The sequence below is a fragment of the Sphingomonas sp. 3-13AW genome (assembly GCF_049311085.1).
In the GTDB taxonomy this organism is placed as follows: Bacteria; Pseudomonadota; Alphaproteobacteria; order Sphingomonadales; family Sphingomonadaceae; genus Sphingomonas.
Genome location: NZ_JASNVZ010000003.1, coordinates 57,978 through 74,395, shown reverse-complemented (window position 1 = coordinate 74,395; position 16,418 = coordinate 57,978). Strand labels below are relative to the sequence as shown.

Sequence of the window (16,418 nt, the reverse complement as noted above, 5' to 3'; positions counted from 1 at the left end):
TTTCCCGCCCCCGCGCGGCGGACAGGCACTGCTTGTCTAGGGGCAGGTGTTTCTTCTACCCGTGCATGCATTGATGGCCCGCTTCCCTGGAAGCCGGGCTGCCCCTGGTTTCGAGAGAGCACATGGCAGGCCATTCCAAGTTCAAGAACATCATGCACCGCAAGGGCGCGCAGGATAAGAAGCGCTCGGGCATGTTCTCCAAGCTCAGCCGTGAAATCACGGTCGCGGCCAAGATGGGTCTGCCCGACCCGGACATGAACCCGCGCCTGCGCGCGGCGGTGAACGCCGCCAAGGCGCAGTCGATGCCCAAGGACAATATCCAGCGCGCGATCGACAAGGCGTCCAAGGGCGACATGGAGAATTACGAGGAGATCCGCTACGAGGGCTTTGGCCCCGGCGGCGTATCCCTCATCATCGAAACGCTGACCGACAACCGCAACCGCACCGTCACCAACGTGCGCACCGCAGTGTCGAAGAACGGCGGCAACCTGGGTGCGAGCGGATCGGTCAGCCACGGCTTCGACCGGGTCGGCCTGATCACCTATCCCGCCAGCGTCGGCGATGCCGAAAAGGTGTTCGAAGCCGCGCTGGAAGCGGGCGCCGAGGACGTCACCTCGTCCGAGGAAGGCCACGAGATCTGGACGGCACAGGCCGACCTGCACGAAGTCGCCAAGGCGCTGGAGCCGGTGCTCGGCGAGGCCGAGGGCGCGAAGCTCGCGTGGAAGCCGCAGACCATGGTCGAGGTGAGCGAGGACGACGCCGCGACGCTGTTCAAGCTGATCGACGCGCTCGACGACGACGACGACGTGCAGACCGTGTGGGGCAATTACGAAGTCTCGGACGCGGTGATGGAGAAGCTCGGCTGATCATCCTCGGTCTCGACCCCGGCCTTGGCACGACCGGCTGGGGCCTGATCCGGGCGGACGGTAACCGGCTGAGTCACGTCGCCAACGGGCAGATCCGCACCGATCCATCAATGCAGCTGCCCCGCCGCCTCTCGCACCTGTTCGGCGCGCTGGGCGAGGTGATCCGCACCGAGCGTCCGGAAAGCGCGGCGGCGGAAGAGGTGCTGGGCAACAGCAACGCGCAATCGACCCTCAAGCTCGGGCAGGCACGCGGCGTCGTGCTGCTGGCGGCGGCGACCGCGGGGCTGGCGATCGGGGAATATCACCCGAGCGTCGTGAAAAAGGCGGTGGTCGGCACCGGCGGCGCCGACAAGCGGCAGATCCAGGCGATGGTCGGGCATCTGCTGCCCGGCGTGAAGCTCTCCGGACCCGATGCGGCCGATGCGCTGGCGGTGGCGATCACCCATGCGCATCATCTCGCCAGCGCGCATGCGCGGGCACGACGGACGGGAGTTGGGGCATGATCGCACATCTGAAGGGCCGGCTCGAATCGACCGGCGTCGACCATGCGGTCATCGACGTCGGCGGGGTCGGCTATCTCGTCGGCGCTTCGTCGCGCACGCTCCAGGCGCTGGGCGCAACCGGCGAGCACGTCACCATCCACACCGAGATGCTGGTGGCCGAGGATTTCATCCGCCTGGTCGGCTTTGCGACGGCGGATGAGCGCGACTGGTTCCGGCTGCTGACCGGCGTCCAGGGAGTCGGCGCGCGGGTCGCGCTGGCGATCCTGTCGGTGCTGGCGCCGGAGGAATTGCGCACCGCCATCGCCAAGGGCGACAAGGCGAGCATCGGCCGGGCCAATGGCGTCGGGCCCAAGCTTGCCCAACGCATCGCCATGGAACTGAAGGACAAGGTCGGCGGCATCGCACCGGGCATCGCCGGCGTCGCGGGTGCCACGATCCCGGCCGGTGGCGCGAGCGCGGACGCCGTCTCCGCATTGCTGAACCTGGGGTTCAAGCCCGCCGAGGCGTCCCGCGCGGTCGAGGCCGCGGCGGAGGAGGTCGGCGAAGCGGCCAGCCTCGACGCGCTCGTCCGGCTCGCCCTGCGCAAGGCCGCACGCTAGCGGCGGCTAGACCAGCGGCGTCGGCAGCGGCTTTCCGGCGAAATGCGCGTCGAGGTTGGCGAGCACCAGCGCGGCCATCGCTGCGCGTCCTGCCTCGGTCGCGCTGCCCTGGTGGGGGGAGAGCACGACATGGTCCATGTGGCGAAGCGCCCGGGGGACATCGGGCTCGTTCTCGAACACGTCGAGCCCGGCCCCGGCGATGGTTCCTGTGGCCAGGGCCTCGATCAGCGCGGCCTCATCGACCAGGCCGCCGCGCGCGACGTTGATCAGCACGCCATCCGGCCCCAGCGCCGCGAGCACGTCGGCATCGACGATGTGGTGCGTTTCCTCACCGCCCGGGGCCGACAGGATCAGCACGTCGCTGGCCGCTGCCAGTTCGCCGATCTTGGGCACGAAACGCCACGGTAGATCGGGCTTGGAATGGCGCGCGGTGTAGAGCAGCTCCTTCGCGAAAGGCTCGGCACGACGCGCGATCGCCTGGCCGATGCGACCGAGGCCGAAAATGCCGATGCGGCGGCCGCTGGCCTGCCGTCCGGCGGGCACCATCCAGTCGCCGTCGCGCACGCGGCGGTCGTTGAAGGCGACCCGCCGCTGCACCGCCAGCATCAGCGCAATCGCGAGGTCGGCGACATCCTCCGTCAGCACATCGGGCGTCGTGGTGACACGGATCCCGCGCGCGCGCGCCGCATCCAGGTCGATGCCGTCGAACCCGACGCCGTTCACCGCGATGATCTCAAGCCGCGGCAGCGCCGCCATCATCGCCGCGTCGATCACGCTCGCACCGCCGGCGACGATGGCGCGCGTGTCCTCCGGGCCATCGCCGCGATAGACGGTGAAGCGCTGCTCAAGCTGCTCGATCGTCGCGGGCGACAAGGCGGTCATAACGAACAGGGGCGGGCGATCGGTCATCGCTCTGCCCTAGCGTTGCGCGATGGTCCTCGACAGGGGGCGGGGTGCATCGGTACGGAACGAACCATGGACATCTTCGATCCGACGGCCGCTTTCCCGCGCTCGACCGCAGGGGCAGGACAATGAGCGACGCCGACCGCATCCTGACGCCGGCGCGGCGTGGCGAGGACGTCGATGCGGCGCTGCGCCCGCGCTCGCTTGACGAGTTCGTCGGCCAGAAAGCGGCACGCGAGAACCTGCGCGTGTTCATCGATGCAGCGCGCTCGCGCGGCGACGCGCTCGATCATGTGTTGTTCTTCGGACCGCCGGGCCTCGGCAAGACCACGCTCGCCCAGATCGTGGCGCGCGAGATGGGCGTGGGCTTCCGCGCCACGTCCGGGCCGGTGATCGCCAAGTCCGGCGACCTCGCGGCGCTGCTCACCAATCTCGAGGACGGCGACGTGCTGTTCATCGACGAGATTCACCGGCTCAATCCGGCGGTGGAGGAGGTGCTCTATCCCGCGATGGAGGACCGTGCGCTCGACCTGATGATCGGCGAAGGCCCGTCGGCGCGTTCCGTCCGGATCGACCTGCCCCGCTTTACGCTGGTCGGCGCGACTACCCGGCAGGGCCTGCTCACGACGCCGCTGCGGGATCGCTTCGGCATTCCCGTGCGGTTGCAATTCTACACCGTCGAAGAGCTTCAGCGGGTGGTGACGCGCGCGGCCGGGTTGCTCGACCTGCATGTCGCGCCCGACGGCGCACGCGAAATCGCGCGGCGCGCGCGTGGCACACCGCGCATCGCCGGGCGGCTGCTGCGGCGGGTGCGCGACTTCGCCAATGTCGCTGGTGCAGAGACCGTGGATGCGCGCACCGCCGATGCCGCGCTCAACCGGCTGGAGGTCGACAGCCAGGGCCTGGATGCCATGGACCGGCGCTACCTGACCATGATCGCCGACGTCTATCGCGGGGGTCCCGTGGGCGTGGAAACGCTTGCGGCCGGCCTGTCGGAGCCGCGCGACACCATCGAGGAAGTGATCGAACCCTATCTGATCCAGGTCGGGATGGTCGCGCGCACCGCGCGCGGGCGGTGCCTGAACTCGGCGGGGTGGAAGCACCTTGGGGTGGAGCCGCCTGCCAATAGCCAGGACGGCCTGTTCGACTGAGCGGCGCGGAACCGCCGCCGGCTTCACGCGCTGAACCCACCCGGCCCGCGAGCCGGGGATGGGGAGAGAGGCATGGCAGAGGCGGTGGAGGCACCCGGGCGCACGGCATTGTTGATCATCGACATGATCAACGCGCTCGATTTCGAGGATGCAGCGCCCCTGCTAAAGGCCGCGGAGGCGGCGGTCGGCCCGATCCTGAAACTGCGCGATGCGGCGGATGCCGCCGGCGTGCCGGTCATCTACATCAACGACAATGACGACGAGTGGCATTCGGAACGCTCGCGCCTGATCGAGAAGGTCACCGAAAGCGACGCACCGGGCCGCGAGATCACCCGCCGGATCAAGCCGCGCGACAACGATTATTTCATCATCAAGCCGCAATTCTCGGGCTTCTACTCGACCAACTTGCCGGTGCTGCTGCCCCGGCTGGGGGTGAGCCGGCTCGTGCTGACCGGGGTCGCGGCCGATATCTGCGTGCTGTTCACCGCCGCGGATGCCCATATGCGCGAATATGATCTCTGGGTGCCGGAAGATTCGGTCGCCAGCAGCGATCGGCAGCGCACGCAATGGGCGCTGGAGATCATGCGCAACAGCATGGATGCGGACACGGATCCGGCCGGCGAACGCTCGCTCGAGGAATGGATCGCGAAGGGCGGCTAGGGCGCGACGGAACGCGGCCGCGCCATCCTCGTTTTCACCGGCACGCGCCGTCCGGCGCGCTGGAGTTCCCCGATGCAGCTTTTCCAGTCCGCGTGCCACGGGCGCGTGGCGTCATGACGACCCCAATGCCGCTCCCCTATGGCGCCCTCGCCGCTGTCCTGGCGGAAGCGCTTGCAACCCAGGATCTGCTGTTCATCGCAGCGGATGAGCAGCGTGCCGAGCGGATCGCCGCGGCGCTTGCCGCATTCGCGCCCGATCAAGCCGTCGTACATCTGCCTTCCAGCGATGCGATTCCCGGGGACGACGCCCCGCCGTCCGCCGCCAATGTCGGTCGGCGCGTTGCGGCGCTGCGCCGCCTTCGGCTGTTGAAGAATGACGCAGATCGTCCGCGGCTCGCCTGTGTCACCACGGCGGAAGCGACGGTGCCGCTGCTTCCGCCTCCGGACAGCTTCGATCCCGCACCCCCGGGTCTCGCCGTCGGCGACGCGCTCGATCCCGACGCCTTCCGGGCCGAGGCGGAGTCGATCGGCTATCTCGTCGACGACCGTGTCGACGAGCCCGGAGAGGTCGCGGTGCGCGGCGGCGTCATCGACATTTTTCCCGCCGATGCACCGCGACCGGTACGAATCGAAGTCGTCGAGGGGCAGATCGCCGCGATCCGCGATTATGATCCCGCGACCCAGCGTTCGGAAGATGCACTTGAACGGATCGAGATCGGCCGCGCGATGGAGCCTGGCATCGGCGAGGGCGTGATCGGCGTATCGCTCTTCGCCCATCTTCCCGACGTTGCGCTGGCGATGGATCCCGGCGCCGACAAGCGCCGTGCGCGCTTTCTCGCTCTGGCCGAGGATGGCGCCAAGCGTCGCCGCACGAACGCGGGTACGCTGTCCGCTGACGAGTGGAAGAAGGACGCCGACAGCGCCACCGCCCTTTCCCTGCCGGACGCTGCGGAGGCTCCGCCCCGCTTTGTCGAACTGCGCCAGCCCTCGCGCGGCTTTGCCCGCTTCGGACGTTCGGCGCTGGAAGAAGGAGCGCTGCTGCTTGCGGGCTCCCGCCGAGACCTTCGCTTCCTGGGTTCGCGCGTGCGCAAGCTGTTGAAGACGGAGCCGCAAGAGGTGGCCAGCTGGGCGGCCGCGCGCGCGCTTTCGCCGGGGTCGGTCGGGATGCTGGTGGCGGCTATCGAACGCGGGTTCAGCGTCGACGGGCTGGCGGTGGTTGCCGCTTCCGACCTGCTCGGCGGTCGTGCGCTGGCAGAGGATAGTGCCGTCGCCGCGATCGATCCGCTGTTCGCGGGCGCGGGCGAGCTGCGCATCGGCGACGTCGTGGTGCACGAGGATTTCGGCATCGGCGAAGTCCTGGGGCTTGAGACGCTGCCGGGCGACGAGGGCGATGCGATCATGCTCGGCTATGCGCGCGATGGCCGGCGTCTTGTGCCCGTCGCCGAGTCCGACCGCATCTGGCGCTATGGCGCCGACGCCGATTCGGTGACGCTTGATTCCCTGGACGGCTCGAGCTGGGAAAAGCGGCGCGGGGCGATCGACGCTGCGGTTGCGGAGAGCGCGAAAGGGCTGGCTGCACTTGCCGCGGAGCGTGATGCGCGCTCCACCGATCCGATCGAACCCGATGCTGGCGCCTATGAGCGCTTCGCCGCGGGCTTCCCCTTCACCGAGACCCCGGATCAGGCCCGTGCGATCGCCGCGGTCCGGGACGACCTCGCCTCGGGGAAGCCGATGGACCGGCTCGTGATCGGCGATGTCGGCTATGGCAAGACGGAGGTCGCGCTGCGGGCCGCGGCAATGGTCGCGCTCGCCGGACGCCAGGTGGCCATCGCTGCGCCGACCACGGTGCTCGTGCGCCAGCATCTGGAGACGTTCTCACGCCGCTTCGACGGCACCGGCGTCGTGGTTGCCGGCCTCTCGCGCCTGTCGACCGAGGCGGAGAAGAAGCAAGTCAGGGCGGGCCTTGCCGACGGATCGATCCAGGTGGTGATCGGCACCGGCGCAGTTGCGGGCGCGGGAGTTGCGTACCACGACCTTGCGCTGGTGGTCATCGACGAGGAACAGCGGTTCGGCGCGGCGGACAAGGGCAAGCTCCGCGATCTGGGTGCGGGCCATGTCATGGCGCTTTCGGCGACGCCGATCCCGCGCACGCTTCAGACCGCGCTGGTCGGATTGCAGCAGCTGTCGATCCTCGCCACGCCGCCGGCACGCCGCCAGCCGATCCGCACTGCGATCGGCAGCTTCGACCCGGTCACGGTCCGCACGGCGTTGCTGCGCGAGAAGGGGCGCGGCGGGCAGAGCTTCGTGGTCGTCCCGCGGATCGAGGACATGGCGCCGCTTGAGGCGCAATTGGCGAAACTGGTGCCGGAGCTGCGGCTCGTGACCGCGCATGGCAAGATGCCGGCCGCCGATATCGACGAGGCCATGGTCGCCTTCGCCAATGGTTCGGGCGACGTGCTGCTGGCCACCAACATCATCGAGGCGGGGCTCGACGTGCCGCGCGCCAACACGATGATCGTCCACCATGCCGACCGCTTTGGCCTCAGCCAGCTGCACCAGTTGCGCGGGCGGGTCGGGCGCGGCGGCCGGCGCGGCCAGGTGCTGCTGCTGACCAAGCCGGAGGCGGAGATCGCCGAGTCGACCTTGAAGCGGCTGCGGACGCTGCAGGCATTCGACCGACTGGGGGCTGGCTTTGCCATCTCGGCGCGCGATCTCGACATGCGCGGCGCCGGGGACCTGATGGGCGAAGCCCAGGCCGGGCACATGAAGCTGATCGGCGTCGACCTGTATCAGAACCTGCTGGGGCTCGCCCTGCGCGCGGCGCGTGGAGAGGCGGTTGACGTGTGGACGCCGGAACTCAACCTCGGCATCGAAGGGCGGCTGCCGGAAACCTGGATTCCCGAGGCGGAGGTACGGTTGACGCTCTATGCGCGGCTGGCACGGCTCGGCGATGAGGCGGCGCTCGACGCGTTCGAGGAGGAGCTGGAGGACCGATTCGGGGAGCTGCCCGAAGCGGCGCAGCGGTTGGTGACGGTGGCGCGGATCCGCCAATTGGCGCGCAGCGCCAGGGTCGCGCGGGTCGATGCCGGGCCCGGAGGGATCGCGCTCACCCCCCATGGCAAGGCGAAGCTGAAGGCCAAAGGACTGGAAGCCAAGAACGAGCGCTTCGTCCTCGCCGAGCGCATCGAGGACCCCGCCGAGCGCGCCGCACGGGTGCAAGCGCTGCTGGCCGAGGTGGGGGACGGCTGAGGAGCGGTCCCCGCGCCCGGCTTTAATCCCGAGCGCGGGGGTGCGGAGAGCTTAGCGGGTGATGACGAGGCCGCTGCCGAGCACGATGGCATCCTCGACAACGCCGCTCTTGGTCTGGCCGTACCGCCGGAGCGCCCGCATCCGCAGCGAGAAGCCCACATAGGAAGCGGCAATTGCGGTAGCGGCGGCCAGAACGGCTGCGGCCTTGCGCTGGCTGGCCGGCGCAAGGGCCGCGCCAGCAAAGGCCGCGGTCGTGGTGCGGGCGATCAGGCCCGGCAGGACGATGCGATCGGGGGCGGTCTTCATCTTGTCGCCCGCCATCTCGGCGGCGGCCAGCGCGACCGCGCCTGAGGCGACGAGCGGGTTGGCAAACAGTGCGCGCGCCGGCGCATCCTCGGGCAGTCGGCCGCGTCGCGCAGCACCCGCGATCAGCGCGAGCGGCGTCATCGCGCGCTGTCCGGCCACGAGGCCGATCAGAATGGAACGAAGCATGGGTTCTCCTGAAAACAAGGTCGGTGGCTGAACGGCTGAGGCAGGCGGGGTATCCGCCACCTCAGACCGCGCCTCAGCCGATGTCGCAGGTTTTCTCCGCCATCGCTCCCGTCTTCCAGGGTCGGTTCGTCGGCCGCGCCGACGCCCGAGGCTCCGTTACTCGACCAGCGCGTCGATCGCCTGGGCCATGTCGATGTCGCGCTCGGAGAGTCCGCCGACATCGTGGGTGGTCAAAAGGATGTCGACGCGGTTCCAGACGTTCGACCATTCGGGATGGTGGTCCGCCTTTTCCGCGAGCAGCGCCACCTGCGTCATGAACGCGAACGCCTGGCTGAAATTGTCAAACGTGAAGCTGCGGCTGATCGCGTCGCGCGCGTCGTCATGGTCCCAGTCGGGCAGTCCGTCGAGCGCATCGGCGCGCTCCGCCTCGTTCAACAGCTCCATCGCACCCTCCTTGTGCCGCCTTGTCGCCCCGGCCTATGGACGAAGCCATGTCCGAGCAAGCGCCTTTGCAGTTCGCCCCCGACGCCGCCCGCATCGAGGTGCTGGCCCGCGCCGCGCTCGCCCGCATTCCCGAACCCTTTGCTGAGCACCTGAGCGATGTTGTGCTTCTGGTGGAAGAGTTCGCGGACGACGAGACGCTCGACGCGATGGGGATCGAGGATCCGTTCGCCCTTACCGGATTGTACCACGGCCTCCCGATCGGCGAGAAATCCGCCTGGACCGGCGTCAGCATGCCCGATCGCATCCATCTCTACCGGCGCCCGCTGCTGGACGAATGGATCGAGACCGGGGTCGCGCTCGAGGCGCTGGTGACGCATGTCGTCGTGCACGAGGTCGGCCATCATTTCGGCCTGAGCGACGAGGACATGCACGCGCTGGAGGAAGCCGCGGGCGCGTGAGCACGCCCCGGCTCATGCTCGATCGCATCGCCTGCGTGCGCGGCGGACGGCTGTTGTTCGAGGGGTTCAGCCTGACGCTGAAACCAGGCGAAGCCGCGCTGGTGACGGGCCCCAATGGCGTGGGCAAGTCCAGCCTGATCCGTATTGCCGCCGGCCTGCTCGCCCCTGCTGCGGGAACGCTGGAGGTGGAGGGCACACGAGCGCTGCTCGCCGAGGCGGCCGCGCTCGACACGGAGCAACCGCTGGCGTCTGCGGTCGGATTCTGGGCGGGCCTGGACGGCGGGCGGGCGCGGGTTCCGGAGGCGCTCGATGCCGTCGGGCTCGGTACGCTTGCCGAAGTCCCGGTGCGAATGCTGTCGACCGGCCAGCGTCGGCGCGCGGCCCTGGCGCGCGTGGTCGCGGGAGGGGCCGACATCTGGCTGCTCGACGAGCCCGTCAACGGTCTCGACGCCGCATCGACCGCGCTGCTGGAGGCCCTGGTCGCGCGCCATCGCGCCGCCGGCGGTATCGTCCTCGTGGCAAGCCATGTCCCGGTGGCACTGCCGGGCGCGCGCGTCCTGCCGCTGGAGCCGGCCGCATGATCGCGATCGTGTTTCGCGAGCTGCGCCGTGCCTGGAGCGGCGGCGGGCTGATGCTGACCTTGGCCTTCTTCCTGCTGGTCGCGACGCTGTTCCCCTTCGCGATCGGGCCGGACGCCAGGCTGCTTGCCCGAATCGGCGGGGGCGTCGTGTGGGCGACCGCATTGCTGGCGGCGTTGCTGCCGGTCGAGCGGCTGGTGCTGCCGGATCTCGAGTCCGGCGTGCTGGACCAGTTCGCAGTGCGCGGACTGTCCGGTTCGGGGGTCGCGCTGGCGAAGATCCTGGGCCATTGGATCGGCTTTGGTCCGGCCGTGATGCTCGCGGCGGCGCTGAGTGCCGCATTGCTCGAGATGCCGGCCGACGTGCTGCTGCGGCTGGAGCTCGGACTGCTGCTCGGCACGCCGGGTCTCGCCGCCCTGGCGGTTGCGACCGCCGCGCTCGTCGCCGGCCTGCGCGGCGCGGGTGCGGTAGCGGGCATGGTGATGCTCCCGTTCGCGCTGCCGCTGCTGGTCTTTGGCGCGGGCGCGCTGGAGGGGGGTACCTCCGGCCTGAAGCTTGTCGCAGCCACCAGCCTGTTGCTGCTGGCCGGCGCGCCGTTCGTGGCCGGCGCAGCGCTGCGCTTCGCTAGAGAATAAGCGCTAGCGGCTCCACCGGGCGAAGATCGCGGTCGGGAGGGTGAGACCGCGGGCTTCCTCCCGCACGCCGAGTTCGCCGCATTCCACGGTGCCGCCCAGGTCAGCCATGGTCTGGCGCAGCAGTTCCCCGATCGCGAGGGCCGACATGCGGACGGCGTAGACGGTCAGGAACAGGAAGCGGGAGTTCTCGTCGAGCAGCTGGCGGCAGTCCGCGACCAGGCCCGGGAGGTGGTCCTCCAGCTTCCACACCTCGCCATTGGGGCCGCGGCCCCATTTCGGCGGATCGAGCAGGATGCCGTCATAGCGGCGTCCACGACGCACCTCGCGCGACACGAACTTGCTGGCATCCTCGACCAGCCAGCGCACCGGCAGGTCGGTCATGTCCGAGAGCGCGGCATTGCCGCGTGCGGCCTCGACCGATTTCTTGGAGGCGTCGACATGCACCATGCGGGCGCCGGCCGACGCCAGCGCCAGCGTACCGACGCCGGTGTAGCCGAACAGGTTGAGGCACTCGGGCGCGTCGGCGTCGCCGAGCTGCCCGCGCATCCAGCTCCACACCGGCGCCATGTCCGGGAAGAAGCCGAGGTGGCGGAACGGCGTGTTCTGCGCGGTGAAGCGGACCTGTTCCCAGGCGAGCGGCCAGCCTTCGCGCGGCACGGGCTTGTCGAAATGCCAGCGGCCGCCGCCCTCCTCGTCCGAGCCCGGGATGAACTCGCCATGCGCGTCCCAGTCGGGCGACGCTGGCGCCCACAGGGCCTGCGGCTCCGGGCGAATGAAGCGATAGGGGCCGTAGCGCTCCAGCTTGCGGCCATGCCCCGAATCGACCAGGCCATAGTCGGCCCAGGGTTCGCCGATCAGGCTGATCAGCTTCATGCCCGCGGCACCGCGCGCTCGGCGATATAGCTGGTCACCGCCTCGAACGTCGCCGGCAGCCGGTCGCAGCGTTCCTCCCGCTCGAACAGGTCGCCAACGCGCGCCGGCAGGGCCGGACGCTGGCCGGTCGCCCTCTCGACGGCGTCGGGGAATTTCGCCGGATGCGCGGTGGCGAGGGTGACGACGGGGATGTCGGCCGCGATTTCCAGCTCGCGGGCCGCGGCCAAGCCGATCGCGGTGTGCGGGTCGATCAGTTCGCCAGCGCGGTCGCACGCCCAGCGCATGGCGTGCATCATCCCGTCGGCGTCGATGCGGGCGCTGGTGAAGAGTGCGGCCGCGCCGTCGCGGTGCGCATTGCTCAGCTGCATCGCGCGGCTGCTCTCGAAGCCTTGCATCTGCAGCGCCAGCGCGGCGCCGTCGCGGCCGCCGAGATCGTGCAGGAGGCGTTCGAAGTTGGAGCTGACCTGAATGTCCATCGACGGCGTGTCGGTCGCCGTGACGGTTCCGGTCGAATAGTCGCCCGAGGAAAGTGCGCGGTGGAGGATGTCGTTGACGTTGGTGGCCACCACCAGCTTCGCCACCGGCAGGCCCATGCGCTGCGCGACATAGCCGGCGAACACGTCCCCGAAGTTCCCGGTGGGGACGGAGAAGGCGACGGAGCGATCGGGGGCGCCCAGGCGAACGGCGGTGTAGAAATAATAGACCACCTGCGCCATCAGCCGGGCCCAGTTGATCGAGTTCACGGCCGAGAGATGGAAGCGACCGGCGAAGTCGGGGGCGTTGAACATCGCCTTCACCAATGCCTGCGCATCGTCGAAGCTGCCGTCGATGGCGATGTTGTGGACGTTGGGGGCCAGCACCGTCGTCATCTGCCGCCGCTGCACGTCGGAGACGCGGCCGTGCGGGTGGAGCATGAAGATATCCACGCCGGTCCGGCCCGCGAGCGCGTCGATCGCGGCCGAACCCGTGTCGCCGGAGGTGGCACCCACAACCGTCACATGCTCCGAGCGACCGGTCAGGAACCGCTCGAACAACAGGCCCAGCAGCTGGAGGGCCACATCCTTGAACGCCAGCGTCGGCCCGTGGAACAGCTCCAGCAGCCACTGGCGGTGGTCGAGCTGGACGAGCGGCGTCACCGCGGCATGGGCGAAGCGGGTGCCATAGGCACGCTCGCAAAGCTCTCGCAGTTCGTCCTCGCTGAGGCTGTCGCCGATGAAGGGGAGCATCACGCGCACCGCCGTCTCGGCATAGGAAAGGCCGGCGAGGCCCGCGATCTGATCGCGCGACAGCGTCGGCCACGCCTCGGGGACGTAGAGGCCGCCGTCGGGGGCCAGCCCTGCCAGTGTCGCGCCCTCGAAATCGAGGGCGGGCGAATTCCCACGGGTGCTCACATAGCGCATGGGCACGCGTTAGCTTCCCGGTCGGGGGGGCACAAGCAGACTGCGGCTTTGCGCGGGAGTAGCTTTTCCTGCCTCGCGACGCCGCGGGAAGGCGGCAGCCTCAGCCCCGCGCGCGGCGGCGCAGCGCGAGCGCGTAGATGACGAGGGCGATCGCGGCGAAGGCGAACCATTGCACCGCATACGCCAGGTGATTGTTGGGAACGTCGGCCGGATCGGGCTGGCGGCTGGGGGCGAGGCCGGGTGCCGGCGTCTCTGCCACGATCATGCGCTCGGGTACCGTTTTCTCGCCAAAGGCCGCGACGATCGCGGGGCGGCCGCTGGGCGCTTCAGTCAGCAGGCCGGTGACGGTGCCGCCGCGCCAGCCAGGGCGGGCGGCGGGATCGCTGCCGACGCCCATGTCGGCTCGAAAGACGCCGTCGGCCGCGCGGCATCGGGCGACATGGCGCCAACCGGTCTTGCCGTCGGGGCTGCGGCCGGCGGTGGTCGTCCAGTCGATGACTGCGGGACATTCTGCAGACACGCGCCGGAACATCATTCCGGCATCCGGCGGCCTGGAAAGGGGCGCCAGGGGCTTGCCGGCATTGGCGGTGAAGCGGGCGATCATCGCCTCCTTCTCGCCCTTTCGCTGGAGCTGCCAGACGCCGAGCGCGATCATGATGGCGACTGCGAGCAGGACTGCCGCGGTCGCGACAACGGGCACGCGCCTCATGGCTCGTCGCGCGTCAGGCGCGCCTCTCGCGCCGAGTTGCGGAACTCCAGCGCCAGCAACAGCCCCTTGGTAAAGCGTAAGGAGACGGCAACCCCGCCAAGGGTGAGGGGCAGCCACAGCAGCACGTGCAGCCAGGTCGGTGGGGAGAACAGCAGTTCCACCACCACCGCCAGCACGGTTACCAGCGTGCCGATGCCCATCGTCAGGAACACCGTCGGGCCGTCGCCGACGTTGAACTGGAGGAAGTCGAGCCCGCAGTTGGTACAGCGGGGGGCAAAGGCGATGAAGCCGTCGAACAGCGTCTTCGCCCCGCAGCGCGGGCAGAGCCCGCCGATCGCGGCCGCCAGGGATTCCGGCGGCGCGCCGGCGGGCTCATTCACGTCAGCCGGCGTGGACCGGCGCGCCCCAGCCGCCCCAGACATAGATGGTCACGAACAGGAACAGCCACACCACGTCGACGAAGTGCCAGTACCAGGCAGCCGCCTCGAAGCCGAAATGCTGCCGCGGGGTGAAGTCACCCTGGTACACGCGGATCAGGTTCACGATCAGGAAGATCGTGCCGACGATGACGTGGAAGCCGTGGAAGCCGGTCGCCATGTAGAAGGCGGAGCTGTAGTTGATCTGCCCGAACGGAAACGGTGCATGGGCGTATTCATACGCCTGAACGCACGAGAACAGCACGCCCAGGATGATCGTCAGCCACAGGCCCTTCTTCACGCCGTCGTTCTCGCCGACGCCCAGCATGCCCCACAGGCCCACCAGCCGCCCGCCACGCTGGCCATAGATCAGCGCATGGTGTGCCCAGGTGATGGTGGTGCCCGAAAGCAGCAGCAGGAAGGTGTTGAGCAGCGGCAGCTTGAACGCGTCCAGCACCTCGATGCCGGCGGGCGGCCACTGCGCCGCCTGCTGCGTGGCAGCGTCGATCAGCGAGACGCCATCCTCGTGGCTGAACTGCACGGCCGCCGGGAAGAGCGAGAAGTCGAACCATGCCCAGAACCAGCCAAGGAAGAACATCACCTCGGAGGCGATGAACAGCACCATGCCATAGCGCAGGTGCAGCTGAACGACGGGCGTGTGGTCGCCCGCCCGTGCCTCGCGGATAACGTCAGTCCACCACAGGCCCATGCAAGCAAGCACCGCAATCAGTCCGGCGCCGAACACCAGTCCGCCGAATGCTGCCTCACGCATATACATGAGGCCACCCACCGCGAGCACGAGCGAGGCAAACGCGCTCAGCAACGGCCAGGGGCTCGGCGGCAGGATATGGTAATCGTGGTTCTTGGTTCCGGCCATCGTCGTCCCCATCCTCTCTTGTCGGCGAAGGTCTAGCTCGGCGTTCGAGCGGAATCCACCGGGTAAAATGTATAGGACAGGGTGATTGCGCGTACGTCGCTCGTATCCGGGTCGCTCGCGAGCTCGGGATCGACGTAGAAGATCACGGGCATCCGCACTTCCTCGCCCGGCTGGAGCGTCTGCTCTGTGAAGCAGAAGCATTGAATCTTGGTGAAATACTTGCCGGCCTGCGTCGGCGTCACGTTGAACGTGGCGGTGCCGGTGATCGGCCGATTGGACATGTTCTTGGCGGTGAAGAAAGCCATGTCCCGCGCGCCGATATCGATCGTTTCCGAGGCGCGTTCGGGGCGGAAACGCCATTGCAGGTCGGGCGCGACGTTGCTGTCGAAGCGGACCGTAACCTTGTCACCGATGCCGCCCGGAGCGAGATCGCCACGCTGGGTGGTGCCGTTCAGCCCGGTTACCTGGCAGAACATGCGGTAGAGCGGCACGCTTGCCCAGCCGAGGCCGGTCATGCTCACGGCCGCAATGCTGGCGAGCAGCGCGGTGCGCGCGTTGCGGGTCATCCCATCCCCTGTTGTATCTTGACGATGCTGATCGCGAACACGAGGAGCACGAGCGCCCCGAGCAGCCATGCCATCACCTTGGCACGCGCCAGTTGGCGGGTGCGGACCAAGTTTTCTTCTTCTTCAGGCGTCATGGCAGCAGCATCCGATCGGCCGCGATCGCGCCGAAGATCACGAAGAGGTAAAGCACGGAATAGCCGAACAGGCGCTTTTCCGGCTGCATCGTGTCGCCTTCCGGCGCGGAGGTGCGGGTCGCCACGCGGAACGCGAACCAGCAGAACACCGCCGTCGTTGCGATCGACACGACGCCATAGAGGATGTTCGCCATGCCAAGCGGCCAGGGCGCGATCGCGACCAGCGCCATCGGGATGGTATAGAGCCCGATCTGCGCCCGGGTCGACCGCTCCCCCGCGACGACCGGCATCATCGGCACGCCGGCGGCGGCATAATCCATGCGCACGAACAGCGCGAGCGCCCAGAAGTGCGGCGGGGTCCACAGGAACACCAGCACGAACAGCAGGAACGGCAGCATCGCGACGTCCCCGGTAGCCGCGGCCCAGCCGATCAGCGGCGGGAAGGCGCCGGCGGCACCCCCGATCACGATGTTCTGCGGGGTGCGACGCTTCAGCCAGACCGTGTAGATCAACACGTAGAACAGGATCGACACGGTCAGGATCGCGGCTGCGACGACGTTGATGGCGAGGCCCATCAGCGCGACCGAGAACACCGCCAGACCGACGCCGAAATGCAGCGCGGACTGCCGATCCATGCGTCCGGCTGGCAGCGGGCGGCCGCGCGTGCGCTTCATGTGCGCATCCAGGTCCGCCTCATACCATTGGTTGAGCGCGCCTGCGGCACCGGCGCCCAGCGCGATGCACAGGATCGCCGTGAAGCCGAGTACCGGGTGAACGGCGGTGGGTGCGGCGAGCATGCCGCAAAGGCCGGTGAAGACCACCAGGGTCATCACACGCGGCTTGGTGAGAGCGAGGAAGTCCCGCCACTCGGCGGGCATCGTCAGGGTCATTGCGGTCGACATGGCT

Annotated in this window: 20 protein-coding genes; 9 read left to right on the top strand and 11 right to left on the bottom strand. The window is 68.9% G+C overall.

Going from position 1 to position 16,418, the window contains the following annotated elements:
- The first annotated feature begins 122 nt into the window (after window positions 1–122).
- Genes QP045_RS05415 through ruvA form a run of 3 tightly spaced genes read left to right on the top strand, consistent with a single transcriptional unit; the run spans window position 123 to window position 1,968 of the window.
- Window positions 123–866 carry a YebC/PmpR family DNA-binding transcriptional regulator gene (locus tag QP045_RS05415; RefSeq protein ID WP_422513946.1) on the top strand — a complete coding sequence of 248 codons (744 nt, stop codon included), beginning with the start codon at window positions 123–125 and terminating at the stop codon, window positions 864–866.
- A complete protein-coding gene (ruvC, locus tag QP045_RS05410) occupies window positions 863–1,369 on the top strand; it encodes a crossover junction endodeoxyribonuclease RuvC (RefSeq protein ID WP_422514134.1) in 507 nt (168 codons plus the stop codon). Before QP045_RS05415 ends, ruvC begins: the two co-directional genes overlap by 4 nt.
- Entirely contained in the window at window positions 1,366–1,968 is a 603-nt protein-coding gene (gene ruvA, locus QP045_RS05405) for a Holliday junction branch migration protein RuvA (protein WP_422513945.1), read from the top strand. The genes ruvC and ruvA overlap by 4 nt, the downstream gene beginning before the upstream one ends.
- 6 nt (window positions 1,969–1,974) lie before the next feature.
- Here ruvA and QP045_RS05400 read toward each other — a convergent pair whose 3' ends face one another.
- Complete coding sequence (locus QP045_RS05400) at window positions 1,975–2,877, bottom strand: 2-hydroxyacid dehydrogenase (RefSeq protein WP_422513944.1); 903 nt, start codon at window positions 2,875–2,877, stop codon at window positions 1,975–1,977.
- A 122-nt stretch (window positions 2,878–2,999) separates the two neighbouring features.
- Between QP045_RS05400 and ruvB the strand changes: the two genes are divergently transcribed.
- The 3 genes from ruvB (at window position 3,000) to QP045_RS05385 (ending at window position 7,930) form a co-directional block, all read left to right on the top strand.
- On the top strand, window positions 3,000–4,022 hold the full coding sequence (gene ruvB, locus QP045_RS05395) for a Holliday junction branch migration DNA helicase RuvB (protein ID WP_422513943.1): 1,023 nt from the start codon (window positions 3,000–3,002) through the stop codon (window positions 4,020–4,022).
- 72 nt (window positions 4,023–4,094) lie between these two features.
- The gene (locus QP045_RS05390) at window positions 4,095–4,682 is read left to right on the top strand and encodes an isochorismatase family cysteine hydrolase (RefSeq protein ID WP_422513942.1); all 588 of its coding nucleotides are present in this window, start codon (window positions 4,095–4,097) and stop codon (window positions 4,680–4,682) included.
- Window positions 4,683–4,795: 113 nt separating this feature from the next.
- Window positions 4,796–7,930 carry a TRCF domain-containing protein gene (locus QP045_RS05385; RefSeq protein WP_422513941.1) on the top strand — a complete coding sequence of 1,045 codons (3,135 nt, stop codon included), beginning with the start codon at window positions 4,796–4,798 and terminating at the stop codon, window positions 7,928–7,930.
- Window positions 7,931–7,981: 51 nt separating this feature from the next.
- Here the strand turns inward: QP045_RS05385 and QP045_RS05380 are convergent, their stop codons facing one another.
- Window positions 7,982–8,422, bottom strand: a complete 441-nt coding sequence (locus QP045_RS05380; protein WP_422513940.1) for a DUF4126 domain-containing protein — start codon at window positions 8,420–8,422, stop codon at window positions 7,982–7,984.
- Between the two features lie 156 nt (window positions 8,423–8,578).
- On the bottom strand, window positions 8,579–8,866 hold the full coding sequence (locus tag QP045_RS05375; protein WP_422513939.1) for a 4a-hydroxytetrahydrobiopterin dehydratase: 288 nt from the start codon (window positions 8,864–8,866) through the stop codon (window positions 8,579–8,581).
- Window positions 8,867–8,901: 35 nt separating this feature from the next.
- On the opposite strand from QP045_RS05375, the gene QP045_RS05370 reads away from it, so the two are divergent.
- From QP045_RS05370 to QP045_RS05360, 3 genes are read left to right on the top strand one after another with little or no spacing between them, the layout of a single operon-like run.
- Window positions 8,902–9,324 (top strand): metallopeptidase family protein, encoded by a 423-nt coding sequence (locus QP045_RS05370; RefSeq protein ID WP_422513938.1) that lies wholly within the window; start codon window positions 8,902–8,904, stop codon window positions 9,322–9,324.
- A 14-nt stretch (window positions 9,325–9,338) separates the two neighbouring features.
- Window positions 9,339–9,905 carry a heme ABC exporter ATP-binding protein CcmA gene (ccmA, locus tag QP045_RS05365; RefSeq protein ID WP_422514133.1) on the top strand — a complete coding sequence of 189 codons (567 nt, stop codon included), beginning with the start codon at window positions 9,339–9,341 and terminating at the stop codon, window positions 9,903–9,905.
- The gene (locus tag QP045_RS05360) at window positions 9,902–10,537 is read left to right on the top strand and encodes a heme exporter protein CcmB (protein WP_422513937.1); all 636 of its coding nucleotides are present in this window, start codon (window positions 9,902–9,904) and stop codon (window positions 10,535–10,537) included. Before ccmA ends, QP045_RS05360 begins: the two co-directional genes overlap by 4 nt.
- 3 nt (window positions 10,538–10,540) lie before the next feature.
- Here QP045_RS05360 and QP045_RS05355 read toward each other — a convergent pair whose 3' ends face one another.
- From QP045_RS05355 to QP045_RS05320, 8 genes are all read right to left on the bottom strand, one after another.
- Entirely contained in the window at window positions 10,541–11,410 is an 870-nt protein-coding gene (locus QP045_RS05355; RefSeq protein ID WP_422513936.1) for a class I SAM-dependent methyltransferase, read from the bottom strand.
- Entirely contained in the window at window positions 11,407–12,810 is a 1,404-nt protein-coding gene (gene thrC / locus QP045_RS05350; protein ID WP_422513935.1) for a threonine synthase, read from the bottom strand. Before thrC ends, QP045_RS05355 begins: the two co-directional genes overlap by 4 nt.
- 100 nt (window positions 12,811–12,910) lie before the next feature.
- On the bottom strand, window positions 12,911–13,519 hold the full coding sequence (locus tag QP045_RS05345; protein WP_422513934.1) for an SURF1 family protein: 609 nt from the start codon (window positions 13,517–13,519) through the stop codon (window positions 12,911–12,913).
- A complete protein-coding gene (locus QP045_RS05340; RefSeq protein WP_422513933.1) occupies window positions 13,516–13,899 on the bottom strand; it encodes a DUF983 domain-containing protein in 384 nt (127 codons plus the stop codon). The genes QP045_RS05345 and QP045_RS05340 overlap by 4 nt, the downstream gene beginning before the upstream one ends.
- Before the next feature lies 1 nt (window position 13,900).
- A complete protein-coding gene (locus QP045_RS05335) occupies window positions 13,901–14,812 on the bottom strand; it encodes a cytochrome c oxidase subunit 3 (RefSeq protein ID WP_422513932.1) in 912 nt (303 codons plus the stop codon).
- Between the two features lie 32 nt (window positions 14,813–14,844).
- The gene (locus tag QP045_RS05330) at window positions 14,845–15,378 is read right to left on the bottom strand and encodes a cytochrome c oxidase assembly protein (RefSeq protein WP_422513931.1); all 534 of its coding nucleotides are present in this window, start codon (window positions 15,376–15,378) and stop codon (window positions 14,845–14,847) included.
- Window positions 15,375–15,512 (bottom strand): hypothetical protein, encoded by a 138-nt coding sequence (locus tag QP045_RS05325; protein ID WP_422513930.1) that lies wholly within the window; start codon window positions 15,510–15,512, stop codon window positions 15,375–15,377. The genes QP045_RS05330 and QP045_RS05325 overlap by 4 nt, the downstream gene beginning before the upstream one ends.
- The gene (locus QP045_RS05320) at window positions 15,509–16,414 is read right to left on the bottom strand and encodes a heme o synthase (protein ID WP_422513929.1); all 906 of its coding nucleotides are present in this window, start codon (window positions 16,412–16,414) and stop codon (window positions 15,509–15,511) included. Before QP045_RS05320 ends, QP045_RS05325 begins: the two co-directional genes overlap by 4 nt.
- Between the last annotated feature and the right edge of the window lie 4 nt (window positions 16,415–16,418).

Excerpts from the sequence above, each read along its gene's own strand:
- QP045_RS05380 (WP_422513940.1), bottom strand. The coding sequence starts at position 8,422 with ATGCTTCGTTCCATTCTGATCGGCCTCGTGGCCGGACAGCGCGCGATG.
- ruvA (WP_422513945.1), top strand. The coding sequence starts at position 1,366 with ATGATCGCACATCTGAAGGGCCGGCTCGAATCGACCGGCGTCGACCAT.
- QP045_RS05390 (WP_422513942.1), top strand. The coding sequence starts at position 4,095 with ATGGCAGAGGCGGTGGAGGCACCCGGGCGCACGGCATTGTTGATCATC.
- ruvB (WP_422513943.1), top strand. The coding sequence starts at position 3,000 with ATGAGCGACGCCGACCGCATCCTGACGCCGGCGCGGCGTGGCGAGGAC.
- ccmA (WP_422514133.1), top strand. The coding sequence starts at position 9,339 with ATGCTCGATCGCATCGCCTGCGTGCGCGGCGGACGGCTGTTGTTCGAG.
- QP045_RS05360 (WP_422513937.1), top strand. The coding sequence starts at position 9,902 with ATGATCGCGATCGTGTTTCGCGAGCTGCGCCGTGCCTGGAGCGGCGGC.
- QP045_RS05325 (WP_422513930.1), bottom strand. The coding sequence starts at position 15,512 with ATGACGCCTGAAGAAGAAGAAAACTTGGTCCGCACCCGCCAACTGGCG.
- QP045_RS05330 (WP_422513931.1), bottom strand. The coding sequence starts at position 15,378 with ATGACCCGCAACGCGCGCACCGCGCTGCTCGCCAGCATTGCGGCCGTG.
- QP045_RS05385 (WP_422513941.1), top strand. The coding sequence starts at position 4,796 with ATGACGACCCCAATGCCGCTCCCCTATGGCGCCCTCGCCGCTGTCCTG.
- thrC (WP_422513935.1), bottom strand. The coding sequence starts at position 12,810 with ATGCGCTATGTGAGCACCCGTGGGAATTCGCCCGCCCTCGATTTCGAG.
- QP045_RS05320 (WP_422513929.1), bottom strand. The coding sequence starts at position 16,414 with ATGTCGACCGCAATGACCCTGACGATGCCCGCCGAGTGGCGGGACTTC.
- QP045_RS05335 (WP_422513932.1), bottom strand. The coding sequence starts at position 14,812 with ATGGCCGGAACCAAGAACCACGATTACCATATCCTGCCGCCGAGCCCC.
- QP045_RS05400 (WP_422513944.1), bottom strand. The coding sequence starts at position 2,877 with ATGACCGATCGCCCGCCCCTGTTCGTTATGACCGCCTTGTCGCCCGCG.
- QP045_RS05375 (WP_422513939.1), bottom strand. The coding sequence starts at position 8,866 with ATGGAGCTGTTGAACGAGGCGGAGCGCGCCGATGCGCTCGACGGACTG.
- QP045_RS05345 (WP_422513934.1), bottom strand. The coding sequence starts at position 13,519 with ATGAGGCGCGTGCCCGTTGTCGCGACCGCGGCAGTCCTGCTCGCAGTC.
- QP045_RS05415 (WP_422513946.1), top strand. The coding sequence starts at position 123 with ATGGCAGGCCATTCCAAGTTCAAGAACATCATGCACCGCAAGGGCGCG.
- QP045_RS05355 (WP_422513936.1), bottom strand. The coding sequence starts at position 11,410 with ATGAAGCTGATCAGCCTGATCGGCGAACCCTGGGCCGACTATGGCCTG.
- QP045_RS05370 (WP_422513938.1), top strand. The coding sequence starts at position 8,902 with ATGGACGAAGCCATGTCCGAGCAAGCGCCTTTGCAGTTCGCCCCCGAC.